The organism is Cupriavidus oxalaticus (assembly GCF_004768545.1).
Classification (GTDB): Bacteria; Pseudomonadota; Gammaproteobacteria; order Burkholderiales; family Burkholderiaceae; genus Cupriavidus; species Cupriavidus oxalaticus_A.
On sequence record NZ_CP038635.1, the window covers coordinates 1653407 to 1669334 of the forward strand.

13 protein-coding genes and 1 pseudogene are annotated in these 15928 nt (G+C 61.4%); 7 read left to right on the top strand and 7 right to left on the bottom strand.

Going from position 1 to position 15928, the window contains the following annotated elements; all coding sequences use genetic code 11:
- Positions 1-233: 233 nt before the first annotated feature.
- Positions 234-1190, bottom strand: coding sequence for a methicillin resistance protein (locus E0W60_RS18470; protein ID WP_133098258.1), 957 nt, complete (start codon positions 1188-1190; stop codon positions 234-236).
- Between the two features lie 707 nt (positions 1191-1897).
- Here E0W60_RS18470 and E0W60_RS18475 point away from each other — a divergent pair.
- Positions 1898-3421, top strand: coding sequence for a Rieske 2Fe-2S domain-containing protein (locus E0W60_RS18475; protein ID WP_135705179.1), 1524 nt, complete (start codon positions 1898-1900; stop codon positions 3419-3421).
- A gap of 123 nt (positions 3422-3544) precedes the next feature.
- Here E0W60_RS18475 and E0W60_RS18480 read toward each other — a convergent pair whose 3' ends face one another.
- Entirely contained in the window at positions 3545-4090 is a 546-nt protein-coding gene (locus E0W60_RS18480) for an Lrp/AsnC family transcriptional regulator (RefSeq protein ID WP_240745993.1), read from the bottom strand.
- A 185-nt stretch (positions 4091-4275) separates the two neighbouring features.
- On the opposite strand from E0W60_RS18480, the gene E0W60_RS18485 reads away from it, so the two are divergent.
- Both E0W60_RS18485 and E0W60_RS18490 read left to right on the top strand, forming a co-directional pair.
- Positions 4276-5292 (top strand): 1-aminocyclopropane-1-carboxylate deaminase, encoded by a 1017-nt coding sequence (locus tag E0W60_RS18485; protein WP_135705180.1) that lies wholly within the window; start codon positions 4276-4278, stop codon positions 5290-5292.
- A 21-nt stretch (positions 5293-5313) separates the two neighbouring features.
- Positions 5314-6318 carry a Bug family tripartite tricarboxylate transporter substrate binding protein gene (locus tag E0W60_RS18490; protein ID WP_135705181.1) on the top strand — a complete coding sequence of 335 codons (1005 nt, stop codon included), beginning with the start codon at positions 5314-5316 and terminating at the stop codon, positions 6316-6318.
- Between the two features lie 84 nt (positions 6319-6402).
- Here the strand turns inward: E0W60_RS18490 and acs are convergent, their stop codons facing one another.
- Positions 6403-8460 carry an acetate--CoA ligase gene (acs, locus tag E0W60_RS18495; RefSeq protein WP_135705182.1) on the bottom strand — a complete coding sequence of 686 codons (2058 nt, stop codon included), beginning with the start codon at positions 8458-8460 and terminating at the stop codon, positions 6403-6405.
- A gap of 202 nt (positions 8461-8662) precedes the next feature.
- On the opposite strand from acs, the gene E0W60_RS18500 reads away from it, so the two are divergent.
- Both E0W60_RS18500 and E0W60_RS18505 read left to right on the top strand, forming a co-directional pair.
- Complete coding sequence (locus E0W60_RS18500; RefSeq protein WP_133098263.1) at positions 8663-9091, top strand: ACT domain-containing protein; 429 nt, start codon at positions 8663-8665, stop codon at positions 9089-9091.
- An 83-nt stretch (positions 9092-9174) separates the two neighbouring features.
- On the top strand, positions 9175-9771 hold the full coding sequence (locus tag E0W60_RS18505) for a short chain dehydrogenase (RefSeq protein ID WP_135705183.1): 597 nt from the start codon (positions 9175-9177) through the stop codon (positions 9769-9771).
- 24 nt (positions 9772-9795) lie between these two features.
- On the opposite strand, the gene panP is transcribed toward E0W60_RS18505, so the two are convergent.
- The 3 genes from panP to E0W60_RS18520 form a co-directional block, all read right to left on the bottom strand.
- Positions 9796-11454, bottom strand: a complete 1659-nt coding sequence (gene panP / locus E0W60_RS18510; protein ID WP_346769560.1) for a pyridoxal-dependent aspartate 1-decarboxylase PanP — start codon at positions 11452-11454, stop codon at positions 9796-9798.
- A gap of 281 nt (positions 11455-11735) precedes the next feature.
- Positions 11736-11954: a hypothetical protein gene (locus E0W60_RS18515; RefSeq protein ID WP_133098266.1), complete on the bottom strand. Its 219-nt coding sequence runs from the start codon at positions 11952-11954 to the stop codon at positions 11736-11738.
- 133 nt (positions 11955-12087) lie between these two features.
- Positions 12088-12666 (bottom strand): lecithin retinol acyltransferase family protein, encoded by a 579-nt coding sequence (locus E0W60_RS18520; protein WP_135705185.1) that lies wholly within the window; start codon positions 12664-12666, stop codon positions 12088-12090.
- Between the two features lie 293 nt (positions 12667-12959).
- Between E0W60_RS18520 and E0W60_RS18525 the strand changes: the two are divergent.
- Positions 12960-13364, top strand: a pseudogene (locus tag E0W60_RS18525) (DUF6496 domain-containing protein); the annotation flags it as partial.
- Positions 13365-13454: 90 nt separating this feature from the next.
- Here E0W60_RS18525 and E0W60_RS18530 read toward each other — a convergent pair.
- Complete coding sequence (locus E0W60_RS18530) at positions 13455-14288, bottom strand: FadR/GntR family transcriptional regulator (protein ID WP_133098267.1); 834 nt, start codon at positions 14286-14288, stop codon at positions 13455-13457.
- Between the two features lie 429 nt (positions 14289-14717).
- On the opposite strand from E0W60_RS18530, the gene E0W60_RS18535 reads away from it, so the two are divergent.
- A complete protein-coding gene (locus tag E0W60_RS18535) occupies positions 14718-15920 on the top strand; it encodes an ABC transporter substrate-binding protein (protein WP_133098268.1) in 1203 nt (400 codons plus the stop codon).
- Positions 15921-15928: the final 8 nt, after the last annotated feature.

Here is a 15928-nt window from a genome sequence, read left to right on the forward strand (position 1 = left end):
GACCTACCAGGCCATGACCAGGACGGTGGGGCTCAAAATGGAGTGAAGGCCGCGCTGGAACCGGCGCGCTGATGGCGCGTCGTCAAAGCTATGTGCTTGCACTGTTGGGGCTCGGGATGCGGCATGAGTTCTGAGCCGAGCTCCGGCAGTGCCGCGAAGCGACCGACGTTCAGCGCATGGCACAACGATCGGTGCCGTTGTCGTAGTTCACCCGATCTCCCCGCTGGCCCCCGCTATCGGGACCGCATGAGCTGATACAGGGAAAGCGCCCTGGATGGTGTCTTCGTAATCCGGAAATAGGGTCTCTGAACAGCACCGAATCCCCGGAAGAAGCGTTCCACCGATTCCAGCATGGAACCTGAAAAGTCATAGATCCTGGTTACCGTCGAGGCGAATTTGATGGTTTCCCATATGCAGTAGCTGCCGGCTCCGGTATTGGGTGGCAGGTCCCGGTTTGCGCCACCCATCAGGCCATAGGCGCTCTGCTCATCCCACACGAGATAGGCGCTATAGTGAGCCCGTCCCTCCTCGTCCTCGACGATGAATATCTTGCGCTGCCCACGCTCCTTGCACGCGGCATCGATTCGCCTCGCGACGTCATCGGAATAGCCTCGTCGCCATCTTGGGTCGGTGCCGACATTGCGGTTCAAGGGCAGGAATTCATCAATACTATCGGTGTGGCGCACGTGAAGATTGAAGCGGCCAGTCGCTTTCCGGATGTCCTGTTTCACGGTGGGCTGCATGGCGTTCCAAAGCGACGTCTCGTCGCTAAGGTCCGGGAGAACGTAGGTGTATCGCGTGGTCTGCCGGTAGCCTTTCCAGAAAAAAGGCAGCCAGTTGGTATCGGTGTAATGCCACGCCTGCGCGAAATGATCGAACCTCGGCAATTGTTCAATCAACTCGGTCATCAGCTCCTTCTGCTGGCTGAGCAATTTTGTCGGTTTCGCGTCCTTGCACGCCAGCCAGGGACCCAAGCCATGGCCAGCGGGAGGCTGGGTAAGAATGACAAAACCGTATCTTGTTTTTCTGACATAGGGCATTGCCGCGATCACCTTCCCTGCCCGTTCCACCAGGGTCGCGCTCCACCGTTCAGGCCCGACCGTCGCGTCCAGCCACCAGGCCTGGCTGGAAAACGGGATTGAGCGTTCGATCTCGCAGAGCTCTCTGTACTTCTGCTGATTGATGTCCATATGTCTCAGTCACCGGTGAATGGCCGTTGTCGCTGTACGGCTGGCCCAACCAGACTAGCGGATCCATGGCCGGCGCAACATCATGCCGATGGCGATCAGCCGTCGGACGGACGGTATCGCGGATGCCCCGCAGAAATGCCGGCGCGGCATTGCATTCATCGGCTGGGGAAACGGACTTGCGTGCCCACGGTTAATCGAATGGTGCACTCACGTTGCCGCCTTGTATTTGTTCGATTTGAGTCAGACCGATTGCGGGACCAGCCGCTTCGGGCAGGCAAAAAGTCATGCCGATAAGGCAGAGCAAGATTATGAAGCTTGGTCGCAGCCCCTTGCGCCTGATCGTACGGCTAATGTAGCCGCTCGGTAACATCAATTGGTGAGCCTGGAATGAGACACCGTGCGCCATCGCACCCAGTGCCGTTGTAACGCCTCCCGGTGATCTCGATAATGTGCTCAACCTGAACGGCTGCCTCACGATGCTGTGGCACGACTCCTCGCTCGGCACTGCAAAGGAACGGGCCCGGTATCTGGCGGTGCTCGCACACACCTGAGCCCTTTTGTCGGACAACGGCTTCGGGACCGGTCTGCACAATGTTGGCGATCGCGCCTGCTTCGAGGCAAAGGCGATCGCGGTCGGGCTGGGGCTCTTCACGGAGACCTTCGGCACCCCTCCAAGGCGTGGATATAGGATGTGAGGAGAAGTGACCATGGCGAACACTACCGGCACGGATATGCAGCAAGCGGTCTCCCTGAAATTCCTGGGTCATAACGGCTTTCTGGTCGAGTCGTCAACGGAATATCTTGCGATAGACCCCTGGCTCACCAAGAACGGGGCATTCCATGGCAGCTGGTTCCAGTATCCGAAAAATCATCATCTCCAAGCGGAATTCATAGAGACAAGCCAAAGGAAGAAGGGCTGGATATATATCTCCCATGAGCATCAGGATCATTTTGATGTGGACACTCTCAGCAAGATCGGCCGGGATGCGGTATTTGTTATTCCACGATTTCGCGATGATGCCCTGAGGAGCGAGATCGACAAACTGGGATTCCAATATATCGAACTTCGCGATGGTCAGCCAAGCTTGATGAGCGCATGGTTGACGCTGACCTGCTTTGTGTCGGACATTGGGGTGAATCATGACAGCGCGCTTCTGATTGAAACGCCTGCTTTCAGTTTTTTCAACCAGAACGATTGCAAGATATTTGATCGGCTTGATCAGCTACCCCGGCCGATAACCTACTATTCGGTTCAGTTTTCCGGTGCGACCTGGCATCCGGTCTGCTATGAGAATTACAGTGAAAGCGAACGAGCGGAGCTCAGCAAGGAAAAAGCGATCAAAAAGCTCGACAATGTGGTTGGCGCGATGCAAAGGCTTAAGCCGAGATTTTTCATCCCGGCTGCGGGGCCTGCAATATTTCCTTTTCTGCCCCTGTCCCTATCATGCGGGGTCGGCAACATTTTCATTCACCAACCAGAGCTTCATCAATATTTATTGGGCGCCAATATTGAAAACATCCTGTACCCAAGGCCAGGGGATGAGATAAATGAACTCACCGCACGGGAGCCCATCGCCCCACCCGGGGAACGCGATATTCTTGATTACAAAGAGAATATTCCAGATCGCTGGGAAGGTCTTGCTATTGATTTTTCAAAGGAAAGACTGATAGATGAAATGAATAACAGGCTGGATCAGATCTGGGACCTGGAATTCCAATGCGAGTCTCTTCTGGTACTGGCCTGGGGTGATGGCGAGGATGACTCCATATGTATTGATTTGTCAGAGAAATCCATTATTGATCCGCCTGGTTCCATGCCGGCATTCTGGCGAATTACCGCGGACAGGAAATACTTTGCCCTGATGTGCGGTCGCGACCGATGGCAGAACATTCACCTCTCGCTGAGGGCAAAGCTATATCGCGCTCCTGACAGGTTCGACAACATCATAAACATATTCCTGCTTTCGGATGTCTCGAATCTTCGCGATTCCATACTCCAAACACTCGCCATTCCGAAGGAAAGAATAACGATTTCCCGGGGCAGTGGAATGCGTTATGAGATCAATCGATATTGCCCTCATCAAGGAGCAGATCTGTCTTGCGCCACTATTACGGAAGATGGCAAGCTCATATGCCCGCGCCATGGGTGGGCTTTCTCGCTTGAGGATGACGGAAAGGCATTGGATGGAAGTTGCAGCCTGGAAGCGAAAATTATAGAGCTGGAAGGATGAGACCTGCTGCAGCTTTATCCCACCGGCGCGTCATCGGCGAGGCGGCTGGATAGCGGGGACCGGTCCTTTGTTTGCCCGGCTGCAGCGCGTCCTGCTTCTTGCCATCCGTCTGTGGCAAGTCCATCAGATAGGAAACTGCGTCGTCGATAGCACCTGCTTGAGCACCATGAACGAGCGGATCTGCCTGACACCTGGCAGGTAGAGCAATTGTTCCGCGTGGAGGCGGTTGAAGCTCTCACTGTCTCTTGTGCGCACCAGCATGAAGTAATCGAATTCGCCGGTCACGACGTGGCATTCCATGCAACCGGATACTTTTTGCGCGGCAGACTCGAACTGCGCGAAGGACTCGGGCGTGGAGCGATCCAGCACCACGCCGATCATCACGAGCATTCCCGCATCCAGCGCAGAGGGGTTGAGCAGCGCCACGATGCCGCGGATCAGCCCCATTTCCTTGAGCCGCTCCACGCGCCGCAGGCAGGCGGGCGGGCTTAGGTTGACCTTTGCGGCCAAGGCCACGTTGGAGATCGATGCGTCCTGCTGCAGGGCTCTCAGGATCGCCTTGTCGGCGCGGTCGAGCGAGTCCACGTGGGGTGCGGGTGGCAGCGTCTGCGATGGCGCCTGGGAGGGTGCGGCCCGCGCGGATTTGGTGCGAAATTTTGTTTCTTTCATTTTGATTATGGGAGAATTTTCCGACTGAATGAATGGTGATGACTTACTAATGGTGTTCAAAAGCGCGCTTCTTTGCAAGCACGTTTCGTGGCTTTTTTTCTAGGATAGAGTCCGTCGCCGCATCGTTGGCCTTGCTGCAAGCCGCACCGATGACGGAACCACACCCTAACCCTGGAGCTGCCACCATGAATCTCAAGCGCTTTGCCCGTTACCCCCTGACCTTCGGCCCCACGCCCATCCAGCCGCTCAAGCGCCTCTCTGCCCACCTTGGCGGCAAGGTCGAGCTGTACGCCAAGCGTGAGGACTGCAACAGCGGCCTGGCCTTTGGCGGCAACAAGACCCGCAAGCTCGAATACCTGATCCCGGACGCGCTGGCGCAGGGCTGCGACACGCTGGTCTCGATCGGCGGCATCCAGTCGAACCAGACGCGCCAGGTGGCCGCCGTGGCCGCGCACCTGGGACTCAAGTGCGTGCTCGTCCAGGAAAACTGGGTCAATTACTCTGACGCGGTCTATGACCGGGTCGGCAATATCCAGATGTCCCGGATGATGGGGGCCGACGTGCGCCTGGTGGCCGACGGCTTTGACATCGGCATCCGCAAGAGCTGGGAAGAGGCCATGGAGAGCGTGCGCAAGGAGGGTGGCAAGCCATATCCGATCCCCGCCGGCTGCTCGGAGCATCCGCTGGGGGGCCTGGGCTTCGTCGGCTTTGCCGAGGAAGTGCGCGCACAGGAGGCCGAACTGGGCTTCAAGTTCGACTACATCGTCGTGTGTTCGGTAACGGGCAGCACGCAGGCGGGCATGGTGGTGGGCTTTGCCGCCGACGGCCGGGCTGATCGCGTGATCGGCATCGATGCCTCCGCCAAGCCCGCCCAGACCCGCGCGCAGATCCTGCGCATCGCCAGGCACACGGCGGGGCTGGTGGAACTGGACCGCGACATCGCCGACGCCGACGTGGTGCTCGACGAGCGCTATGGCGGCCCCGAGTATGGCCTGCCGTCCGAAGGCACGCTCGAAGCCATCCGCCTGAGCGCCAGGCACGAAGGCATGATGACCGACCCGGTCTACGAGGGGAAATCGATGCACGGCATGATCGACATGGTCCGGCGCGGCGAATTCCCCGAAGGCTCGCGCGTGCTGTATGCCCATCTCGGCGGCGCACCGGCCCTGAATGCCTACAGCTTCCTGTTCCGCAACGGCTGACCGACGCACGGAGGTGCTGCGATGAATCCCACTCTACATTCGTCCCTGCGCAGAGCCTTCGTGGCAGCCCGGGCGCTGGCGCTGCCAGCGCTGGCGGTTGCCGCCGTCGGGGCCCACGCTGCATCGGCGTATCCGGTCCGGCCCGTCACGCTCGTGGTGCCGTTCCCGGCCGGCGGGGCGGTCGACATGATCGGCCGGCTCGTCGGCAAGAGCCTTGGCGATGCGCTGGGCCAGCCGGTGGTCATCGAGAACCGCGCCGGTGCCGGCACCATCGTCGGGGCCGGCTACGTGGCCAAGGCCGCGGCCGATGGCTACACACTGCTGGTCAGCTCGGGCTCGACATTCACTGTCAATCCGGCCATCAACGCGAGCCTGCCGTATGACCCCGTGAAAAGCTTCGAGCCCGTCGGGCTGGTGGCGCGCGTACCGCTGATTGTGCTGGCGAACAAGGCGGTACCGGTGGATACGCTGCCGCAGATGGTTGCGGCGGTCAACGCTGCGCCGGGCAAGTACGTCTATGGGTCCTTCGGTACCGGCACCACCGGGCATTTCGCCGGCGAGATGCTGCTGGGCGCCACCGGCATGAAGCTGCAGCACATCCCGTACAAGGGCAGTGCGCCGGCCGTGGCCGACCTGATCGGCGGGCAGATTCCGTTCTCGGTCGATACGGTCGCCGCGTCGTTGCCCCATATCCGCAGCGGCAAGATCAAGCCGATCGCGGTCATGGGCGCCCGCCGCGCCACGCTGCTGCCTGACGTGCCCACCGTCGCGGAAGCCGGTTATCCCGGCTTCGATGCCGACTCGTGGGTAGCCATCGCGGCGCCGCGCGGCTTGCCGGCCGACGTCAAGGCCCGGCTGGAAAAAGCGGTCGCGCAGGCGATGAAAGACCCTGAGGTCCAGCAAAAGCTGCTGGCCAACGGGCTGGAGCCGAACTACGCGGGCCCGGAGCAGGTCAGCGCCATGATCAGCAAGGAGCTGCCGCTGATGCGCGCCACCGCACAGCGCGCGAGCATCACGGCGAATTGATGGTTTCCATCGCCTTGCCTGGCGGCAGCAGCATTCGAGCCGGCAACCGGACAGTGCCGCCGGACATTGTCCGCCGCAGCCGTCCTATGTTGCCTGCTCCCTGATCTTGTCGACGACCTCCGGATTGGCAAGCGTGGACACGTCGCCAGGTTCCTGCCGGTTGGAGATCGCTGCCAGCACGCGGCGCATGATCTTGCCCGAGCGTGTCTTGGGCATGTCGGGAACAATCACGACCCGATGCGGACGCGCAATGGCGCCGATCTGGGACACCACCGAGGCCGAGACTTTGTTCGCGATCTTGGCGGAAGGCGACAGTCCCGGCTTGAGCGACACATAGAGATCAGGCACCTTGCCCTTGACCTCGTCGGCCACCGGCACCACCGCCGCCTCGGCGACCTCGGGCACGAGCAGCGCGGCCGATTCGATCTCCTTGGTGCCGAGGCGATGGCCGGAGACGTTGATCACGTCGTCGATGCGGCCAAGGATTCGAAAGTAGCCGTCCGCCGCCTGCATTGCCCCATCGCCCGCCATATACGGCCAGTCGCGCCAGTCCTTGCTGTCGGGATTCTTGCAGTAGCGCGCATAGTACTGGCGCACGTAGCGGTCCGGATCCTTCCAGACGGTCTGGAATATGCCCGGCCAGGGATTGCGGATGCAGATATTGCCCGCCTTACCCGAGCCGGCCGGGACCTCCTTGCCTTCCTCGTCAAAGATCACCGGATGGATGCCCGGGATCGCCGGGCCCGTGCTGCCGGGCTTCATCGGGTGGATGCCCGGCAGCGTGCTGCAGAGGAAACCGCCATTCTCGGTTTGCCACCAGGTGTCCACGATGACCGCTTCGCCCTTGCCGACTTCGCGGTGGTACCACTTCCAGACTTCGGGCTCGATCGGCTCGCCCACCGTGGTCATGTGCTTGAAGTGGTAGTTGTATTTCGCCGGCTCGTCCGGCCCGTTGCGCCGCAGCGCGCGGATTGCGGTGGGCGAGGTGTGGAAGATATTGACGCCAAGGCCTTCCGCAATACGCCAGGGTCGGCCGGCGTCGGGCCAGGTCGGCACGCCCTCGTAGACGACAGACGAGGCGGCGAGCGCGAGCGGGCCATAGACGATGTAGGAATGCCCGGTGATCCAGCCAATATCGGCCATGCACCAGTAGACGTCCTCGGGGTGGATATCCTGGATGTACTTCGAGGTCCACGCCACATAGGACAGATAGCCGCCGGTGGAATGCTGGCAGCCCTTGGGCCGGCCCGTGGTGCCGCTCGTGTACATCAGGAACAGCGGTGCCTCGGCCGGCATCGGCTCGGGCTCGACACGCCTGCCGCGGAAACCGGCGAGCATGTCATTGAGAATGAGATCGCGGCCCTCCACCAGCATGGCGGCGCTGGAATACTTGCCCGGGTAGCGCTGCCAGATCAGGACCTTCTCGACCTGCTGACCGGCGCTGGCGGCCTCTGCCACGGCGATGTCGGCCTTTTCCTTGTGATCGAGCAATTCACCGCCGCGGTAATAGGCGTCCATGGTGATTAGCAGCCGGCTCTCGGAGTCCGCGATGCGCTCGGCGCAGGCCTTGCCGCTGAAGCCGCTGAATACCTGTGAATGAATCACGCCGATGCGCGCGCATGCAAGCATGGTGATGGGCAGTTCGGCCACCATGGGCATATGCAGCGTGACGCGGTCGCCAGCCTTCAGGCCGCAGAAATCGCGCAGCAGGGCGGCCAGCTCGTTGACGCGAACAAAGAGCTCCTGGTAGGTGAGGTGATGCACCGACTCATGCTCCGGCTCGGGCACGAAATGAATCGCGGTCTTGTTCCCATACGCAGCAAGGTGGCGGTCCACGCAGTTGTGGCAGGCGTTGATCCTGCCGCCGACGAACCAGCGCCAGAAAGGCGGGTTGCTGGTATCCAGCGTCGTTTCCCAATACTTGTACCAGTCCAGCAGGTCTGCGAACTCCTTGAAGCACTCGGGGAAGCGATCGAGGGAGAAGCGTTCGAAAATGCGCGGATCGGTCAGATTGGCCTGCGCAATGAACTGCGCGGGCGGCGGGACATAGTCTTCCTCGGGCCAATGGACCGCGATTTCCGCCTCGGACACATCGGCCGATTCCTGCTGTGTAGCATGATGTGGCGCTTTGTCTTCAGGCATGACGATTCCCCTTCACTTTCCATGACATCCATCCAGGCAGGTGCCACTATCCTGCGATAGCCGCCTGAAATAACGACTAGTCCATATTAAGTCCGGGCACGGGGAGTTGCCAGGGAATCGGCCGCCGCTGTCCGCCGAGCCCAGAGCTTGCCTGCCGGCCGCGATACGCTAGATTCGTATTGGGGGCATTGGAGAATCAGCAATGACCAACGATCTTCTTGTGGAACGCGTGGACGTTTGGGCGGCAAGCATACCGGACCGGCCCGGCGGCCTCGCGGAGGTACTGGAGGCCCTGCGCGATGCCGGCGCGGACCTGCAATTCGCGATTGCGCGCCGCACGCCGGAGGATCCCGGCAAGGGTGTCGTGTTCGTGACACCGCTGCAGAATGACAGGGAAATCCGTGCAGCTGCCCAGGTCGGCTTCAATGTCACGCACAGCCTGCACTCGGTGCGTATCATGGGCGGGGACCGGCCCGGCATCGTGGCGGAACTGACCCGCAAGCTTGCGGAAGGCGGAATCAATCTACGCGGATTCTCTGCCTCCGTCATCGGGGTACAGTTTGTCGCGTACGTGTCAGTGGACTCGCTCGACGATGCGAACAAGGCAATGGCGATCTTGGGCAAAGGCTGACGAGGCGCGGGCCTTCTACGGCAAAACGGGTTAGGTACTGAGGGCCATTCACTACCGCCCGTCATCTGCTATCAGGGGGACGTATGCGCATACTGGTCATTGGAGCCACAGGGCTCCTCGGGAAAGAAATTACGGCCTTATTGTCGGACGAGCATGACGTGATAGGGGCCAGTCGTGGGTCTTCGGCGCTCTCCGTGGACATCTCCGACAAGCAGTCGATTCTGGCGATGTACAGACAACTGGGCACGGTTGACGCCGTGGTCTGCGTAGGGGGCACCGCGAAATTCGCCCCACTGGACGCCCTGACTGACGATGATTTTGCATTCAGCCTCGCCAATAAGCTGATGGGGCAGGTCAACCTTGTGCGGTATGGGGTTCCCTACATCTCCCAGGGCGGGTCGGTCACGCTCACCAGTGGCACCCTCGCGCAGCATCCAATGCTCGGTGGTGCCGCCGTGAGCACCGTGAACGCCGGCGTCGAGGCGTTCGGGCGGACTGCAGCGCTCGAACTGCAAGGCAAAATTCGCGTGAATGTCGTCAGCCCCGGATGGGTGTGGGAGACGCTCGAAGCGATGGGACGCGACCCCGCCAAGGGCGTTCGGGCAGCGGTGGTTGCACAGGTTTACCAGAAGTGCATTCTGGAAGACTTTTCCGGGCAAGTGGTGTCGGTCACCCATTGACTCGCAGTGCCAGCTGCAAATGCCTCACGCGGTGTCCGGCGCGCCCACCAGCGCCATCAGTGGCGCCATGCACGGGCTGGCCGCCGCCAGCGCGCGCTGTTCGTCGAGGATGTCCTGCAGGATGGCATGCGTCGTATCCGGGTTGGCCAGTACCACGCGGAACACGGCAATCGGGCGGCCACCCCACTGTGTCGACGTCAACTGTGTGCGCGATACGAACGAGCGGCCGGCATCGCGCTGCATTTCCTGGATGCTGATGGTCAGCGCATCCAGCGCGTCCAGGATCTTCTCGCGCCGGTCGGCCGAAGCCGTTGCCAGCGCGGCACGCACGGTCTCGGGCACATGGCGATAGGTCAGGATGCAAAGCTGCGGGTGGCTGTCGAGCTCGAAATCCGGCTGCTGCGCAATCAGGGATGCAAAGTAGCGGGCGTTATCGATGCTACGATCGATCAGCTGCGCCAACCCTTTGCGACCGAGCAGATGCAGGTTCGCATAGAGCATGACCGCCGCCGCGCCGCGCGATCCTTCGAGCGTATGGCGCCCCAGGTCCACCGAGCCCTTGCGCACGATGTAATTCGCTTGCTGGATGATTTCCTGCGTCCACGCCGGGCTGCGAAACAGCACCATGCCCGCACCCATCGGCACGTAGAACTGCTTGTGCGCATCGATGACGACGGAATCGGCACGCTCGATGCCCGCGAAGCGCCAGCGCTCGCGCTCCGACAGCAGGGTTGCGCCGCCCCATGCCGCATCCACGTGGAAATGACAGCCGGCCTCCTGAGCAACATCTGCAATCGCGTCGAGCGGATCGACCGCGCCTGTCTCCGTCGTCCCCGCTATGCCGACGATTGCCATCGGCCGGATGTTGCGCTGCTGCAGGTCACGCATGGTGTGGCGGAGCAGGTCGATGCGCATGCGACCGTCTGCATCGACCCCGACCGGTACGAGATTGTTGCGCCCGATGCCAAGGACATCGGCTGCCTTGCCCAACGAGTAGTGCCCGCGCTCCGAGACAACGATGGCAAGCCCGTCATGGCCGTAATGGCGTAGCGCAGCCATCAGTCCGGCGCCATGGATGCCGGCGAAGCCATCACGCGCGCCCAGCAAGTTGTTGCGGCTCGCCCATAGCGCGGTGAGGTTGGCGACCGTGCCGCCGGAACAGATCGCGCCGAGCGCGTGGTCGGCGTCGTGCAGCCATCTCGCATAGAACGCGCTGTCCTGGGCAAACACCAGCTTGTGCAGCATGCCGATGACCTGGCGCTCGAGCCCTGTCAGCGCGCCCGACGTCTCGAGCTTCACGACGTTCTGGTTTAGCGCTGCCACCACCTTGGCCAGCGAAGGCATGAATGACGGCAGCGATGACGTCATGTGTCCGACGAACGTTGGCGATGCCACGGGCATCACGTGCCGAAACACGTCGTTGAGCAGATGATCGGCATGCGCTTGCGGCGATGCCGGAGTTTCGGGCAGCTCAACCGACGCGAACACCGCCTCGCGTGTGGCGCACGCGCCAACCGGATCAAAGCGCTCGCCCGCAAAGAAATCCGCCGGATGCTCGGCGATCCATCGCTCGAGCGATTCGAATGCGCCCCGATCCGCGTCAAACCAGCGCAAGGGGCAGTCGTCGCCCCTGTCCGTGCTTTGTGAGCTCTCTTCGCGAGAGATGTCCGGCTTCATTTGCATTACCTAATTCAATCCCGTATCGCCATGGTTCGCCCGGGATTATGCCGGATCGGACGGATTCGGATGGCCGAGGGCCCCGACCGGCACCTTTGACGACGTCCGACGCTGCCCGTGGGCGACCTTCATATGCCGCCCAGGAAAATAAACTCTGTCCCTGGACGCTCCGTGTCGGCGGTCTGAAAGTCCCGGTTCCCCAAAAGCAAAATCCCCACACTCTGGAGAAGTGTGGGGATTGGAGCGGGACCGGATTTGGGGAGGTGTCCCCGATCGGGAAACAGCCCTTAGAGCGGGGCGCGGTCGGACGCGATGTAGTACCTGGCGCCGTCCGTATAAGTGTCGAATTTGCCGCTTTTTGCGCCGTCAGTATAAACATCGTACTTTCCAGCCCGCGCGCCGTCAGTGTAAGTATCGAATTTACCACTCTTAGCAAACACGGGGGCCGCCGCGAACGTGGCAGCGAGCGCGGCGACAGCGAGTAGGGCACGGAGATTGGTATGCATGGCTCACCTCTTTCTTCAAACTGGTGAATGCCATTCCGTTTGGTTCAGTGCTTGTTGCACCGCGGCATTCAATGGGTGCGATATTAGGGATTTCCCTTGGAGCGGTAAACCCTTACCCGAACAATGATCGGTTTCAAAAACCACAATAATCTGTTCGGGCCTGGTCAAGGGACTGAACGCCAGCATGCGGGTCGTCGCGTTGCTGCCCGAGTTGCTGCCCGAGTTGCTGCATTGACGGGCTATGCACCGGTAGCGCGAGGCGAGCAGCAATGCCTGCTCCCGTCCATTCGACAATAGCCAGGAGCGCCCGCCATGGGTGACTCAGCAGCGACTCCACCTGCTCGCTGCGGCTTTCCCCAGTCAGGCACCACGTACAAAAGTGCTCGCAGTTATTGGTAAGAAGGCGGTAATCGTCTTCTCCTAGCCGCGCCCTTGCGCGCCGTACGATCTCTGATCCGGGGTATCTGGCTTGCGCGGCCCGCGCGAGGCGGAAGCCGTAGCCGTCGGCAAAGTCGGCGAGAGAAGTCCTTTCGACCGGGCCGCAACGCAGGAAGCCTTTGAAGCCGGCATAGTGCAGGACTTCGCCGTTGCCGGCATAAATACCATGGTGAATATAGCCCCGCCGGTCCGTTTTCAGATGCGCGCCAAGAGGAATGTCCGCGGCGATTGCTGCAAGGCGCTGTGCATGTCCGATGTGGTGGTCGTCGCTCATCGCTTTCCCCTTGTTGATTCGTGGCGCTGCTCGCTCCTAATTTGGGGCGCCGGTTTCTGGCCGGGCGCCAGCACTCCTGTGTCCCGCTTATGCCTGTCTTATGCCTGAAGTATTGTTGTCGGCCGCCGATGCCGAAATCATCACAGTGCCGAAAATGCTGTCGGCTTTTTGCCAGGCCGCTTGTACGTGCTTTGAGACGGCCTTTGTCCGTCATGCGCCCGCGGCCTGTCAGCGAAATCCGACATGAACGCGGCAGTTATGCCCGGTATTCCCGGGCTTGGTTGAGATGAAGCGAAGCTGTGCGAAAAGGTAAGCACGGCGTGCGCTCGGCCAAGCAAGCCATAGCGATCGGCTTGTCGGAGGCGCGCCGCGCTGGAGTCGATGTTCCGCCGAAGAAGGGCGCCACCAAGGCCGAAACGAAGTCCGCCGCCGCTAAGGCTGCACCGCGACGTGCGAGTTCAGAAAGCACTGCCAAGCGCTCCCAGGCTGCGCTCAAGGCACTCAAGCGCGAGAGCACAGCCGGCGCTTCTCCTAAGGCGCTGTCCGCGCAGGCCAAGGGCGCGGCAAGCAAGCGCACGGCGGCCGAGCGCTCGGCTGCAGCCAGGAAGGCTGCCAGCACGAAGGGTGCTGCCGGCCGCTCCGAAGCGGCCCGAAAGGCTGCTCGTACGCGCGCCGCAAAAAAGACCTCAGCTCGCTAGTCGCTAGTATTTGCATACGCTTGGGTGTACCGCCCTCAACCGTGAAAGTCTGGACGCGGGTAGCGCTGCGGCGGTTATCGGCTCCCCCCTTCATTCAAGCTCGTCGTGGTCTGCCGGCAGCGTCCGGCCGCGCCGGGGCATTTCGGAGTCGAGCACCAGGCGGCCATGTACCCGTCCGTTCATGCGCGTGACGTAATGCGTGCACTCTTCCATATGGGCTGACATTAACGTGCGTACCGTCTCGGCGTCGCGCTCGCGTGCCGCCTCGACAATGCGCTTGTGGAACTTGACGTTGGCAGCGCCGAATTTCTCATGCTCGCAGGCAGGGGTGTCGTTGCCGAACACCACCAACTGACGGATCATCTCGTTGATCAACTCGCAGGAAAACCGCAGCATCGGGTTGGGATTGGCCGCGGCAAGGATGTCGTGGAAGGTCAGGTCTTCCTGGCGCTGGTCCAGCAGCGGAGTCGCGGCCGCGGCCGATGCCGGGTCGCACAGGTCGATGGTGCGTTCCAGCGCCTTGAAATCGTCCTCTGTGAGGTGTGGCACCGCGCCGGCGGCAAGCTCCGGCTCCAGCAGTCGGCGCACGGTATAGATGTCGGCAATGCCGACGTCCTTGAAGAACAGGTAGTTCTGCATGAGCTGGAAGGTGCGGTCCAGCGGGACTTCCACGATCGTGCCCCCGCCCGTCGGCCCGGTGCTAACCCGAATCAGGCCCTGCACTTCCAGCGACTTGAGCGCCTCGCGGATCGTGCTCTTGCTGACAGAGAACATCTGCTGCAGCTTGACCTCATGCGGCAGCTTGTCGCCAGGGCGCAGGTTGCGCTGGGTAATCAGCCGCTTGAGTTCTTCTGCCACCAGGTCCGCGCGCTTTTGCTTGCGGATCTCGATGGCGCCAGTCTTGCCCTCCCGAAACATCGCCATTGCTCTTTCCTTGTCATGCGCCCAAGCCATCGAGGCTTGGGCGTTTGCATTCTAGCCAAGCGGGGCAGCGCCATGTGCGCGCAGCCGGCTTGCCCCCTCTCAGTGCATGCTGCCCGGTTGGCAAACATGGCTAGACCGCTCTCTCACCTTTTTTGTCCCGCCAATGAGGCAATACGGGGGTTCGCATGTGTCCTTCGCAGAGGGTGTGTAAACCCTGACCTTTCCATTATTGACAACGGTTCCGGCCGACTCCTAAGATGATTCTATTCTATTTATACGTATAAATAGGATAAACAGGTTCGATTCTTGCTCGGCCATGTCGGCGCCGGGCGAAGTCACCAGCATGTCGGGGAGACGGTGCAGCGCCACATGGTGTTGTCCAGACTTTCGCCCCGTGCAGCCCAATCCCCACATACCGAGGAGTGAGCCTTGAATCGTCGTGACCTGCTAAAACTGGCGGCTGTGTCTGCTGTCCCCACATCCCTGATCCATGCCCGTAGCGTCTTTGCCGCGGGCGAGGCCCTGGAATTCGGCTGCCCGGTGCCCATGTCGGGCGCCTTCGCCGCCAATGGAAAATTTGCCGACCTGGGCATGCGGCTCGCCCTTGACCAGTACGGCCAGGTGCTGGGCAGGCCGCTGCGCTACAGCGTGCTCGATACCGAAGGCAAGCCCGCCACCGCGGTGCGCAAGGTGCAGGAACTGGCGCAGCAGAAGGCGGCGCGCTATTTCGCGGGCGGCATCCTGTCGTCCGAATCGCTGGCCATGGGCAAGGAGGCGGAAAAATTTGGCGGCGTGTTCGTTACCACCGCGGGGGCCGACGAGATCACCGGCAAGGACTGCAACCGCGCCACCTTCCGCTGGTCGGTGCCGACCTTCGGCGCGATCGAGCGCACCGTGCGGCCCCTGATCGAATCGATGCCCAAGGCCAAGCGCTGGTACACCATCACGCCGCAATATGTGTTTGGCGACGGGCTGCTGTCGGCAGCAAAGGCGATCTTCAAGGAGAAGGGCATCGAGCACGTGGGCAACAGCTACCACGCCCTGACCGAGAAGGAATTCAGCGGCTACCTGACCAATGCGCTGGCCGCCAAGCCAGACGTGCTGCTGATCCTGAACTTTGGCTCGCAGTCCGCCGATACGCTACGCCAGGCCGTCAGCTTCGGCATGAAGAAGAACACCACCATCCTGCTGGCATGGGCTTCGGGGCTGGAGCAGTTCGAGTCGCTTGGCGCCGACCTGTGCGAGGGCGTTTATTTCGGAGCGCAGTACTGGCACGGCGTGGATACGCCGCTGAACCGCGAACTCGTCAAGCGCACCCACGACAAGTTCAAGGCCAATCCCAACTACAGCCTGGCAGGCTCCTACATCTGCACCAAGATCATGGTGGACGGCATGATCAAGGCCGGCAGCGCCGACCCGAAGGCCGTGGTCGCTGCGCTCGAAGGCATGAAGTACGAGGGCCTGACAGGGCCGGAGGAAATCCGCGCCGCTGACCATCAGGTCCTGAAGAACTACTACCTGCTCAAGGGCAAGGCCAAGGCGCGCATGAAGGACAAGGACGATTACGCGGAGGTCGTGAGCGTCGGCAAGGCCTTCCTGCCGGTCGACCAGACCCAGTGCAAGATGGCCTGATGCCCTGA

What these genes read in the sequence shown, in the direction of transcription:
- E0W60_RS18470 (WP_133098258.1), bottom strand. Translation starts at nt 1,190, where the DNA reads ATGGACATCAATCAGCAGAAGTACAGAGAGCTCTGCGAGATCGAACGC.
- E0W60_RS18475 (WP_135705179.1), top strand. Translation starts at nt 1,898, where the DNA reads ATGGCGAACACTACCGGCACGGATATGCAGCAAGCGGTCTCCCTGAAA.
- E0W60_RS18480 (WP_240745993.1), bottom strand. Translation starts at nt 4,090, where the DNA reads ATGAAAGAAACAAAATTTCGCACCAAATCCGCGCGGGCCGCACCCTCC.
- E0W60_RS18485 (WP_135705180.1), top strand. Translation starts at nt 4,276, where the DNA reads ATGAATCTCAAGCGCTTTGCCCGTTACCCCCTGACCTTCGGCCCCACG.
- E0W60_RS18490 (WP_135705181.1), top strand. Translation starts at nt 5,314, where the DNA reads ATGAATCCCACTCTACATTCGTCCCTGCGCAGAGCCTTCGTGGCAGCC.
- acs (WP_135705182.1), bottom strand. Translation starts at nt 8,460, where the DNA reads ATGCCTGAAGACAAAGCGCCACATCATGCTACACAGCAGGAATCGGCC.
- E0W60_RS18500 (WP_133098263.1), top strand. Translation starts at nt 8,663, where the DNA reads ATGACCAACGATCTTCTTGTGGAACGCGTGGACGTTTGGGCGGCAAGC.
- E0W60_RS18505 (WP_135705183.1), top strand. Translation starts at nt 9,175, where the DNA reads ATGCGCATACTGGTCATTGGAGCCACAGGGCTCCTCGGGAAAGAAATT.
- panP (WP_346769560.1), bottom strand. Translation starts at nt 11,454, where the DNA reads ATGCAAATGAAGCCGGACATCTCTCGCGAAGAGAGCTCACAAAGCACG.
- E0W60_RS18515 (WP_133098266.1), bottom strand. Translation starts at nt 11,954, where the DNA reads ATGCATACCAATCTCCGTGCCCTACTCGCTGTCGCCGCGCTCGCTGCC.
- E0W60_RS18520 (WP_135705185.1), bottom strand. Translation starts at nt 12,666, where the DNA reads ATGAGCGACGACCACCACATCGGACATGCACAGCGCCTTGCAGCAATC.
- E0W60_RS18530 (WP_133098267.1), bottom strand. Translation starts at nt 14,288, where the DNA reads ATGGCGATGTTTCGGGAGGGCAAGACTGGCGCCATCGAGATCCGCAAG.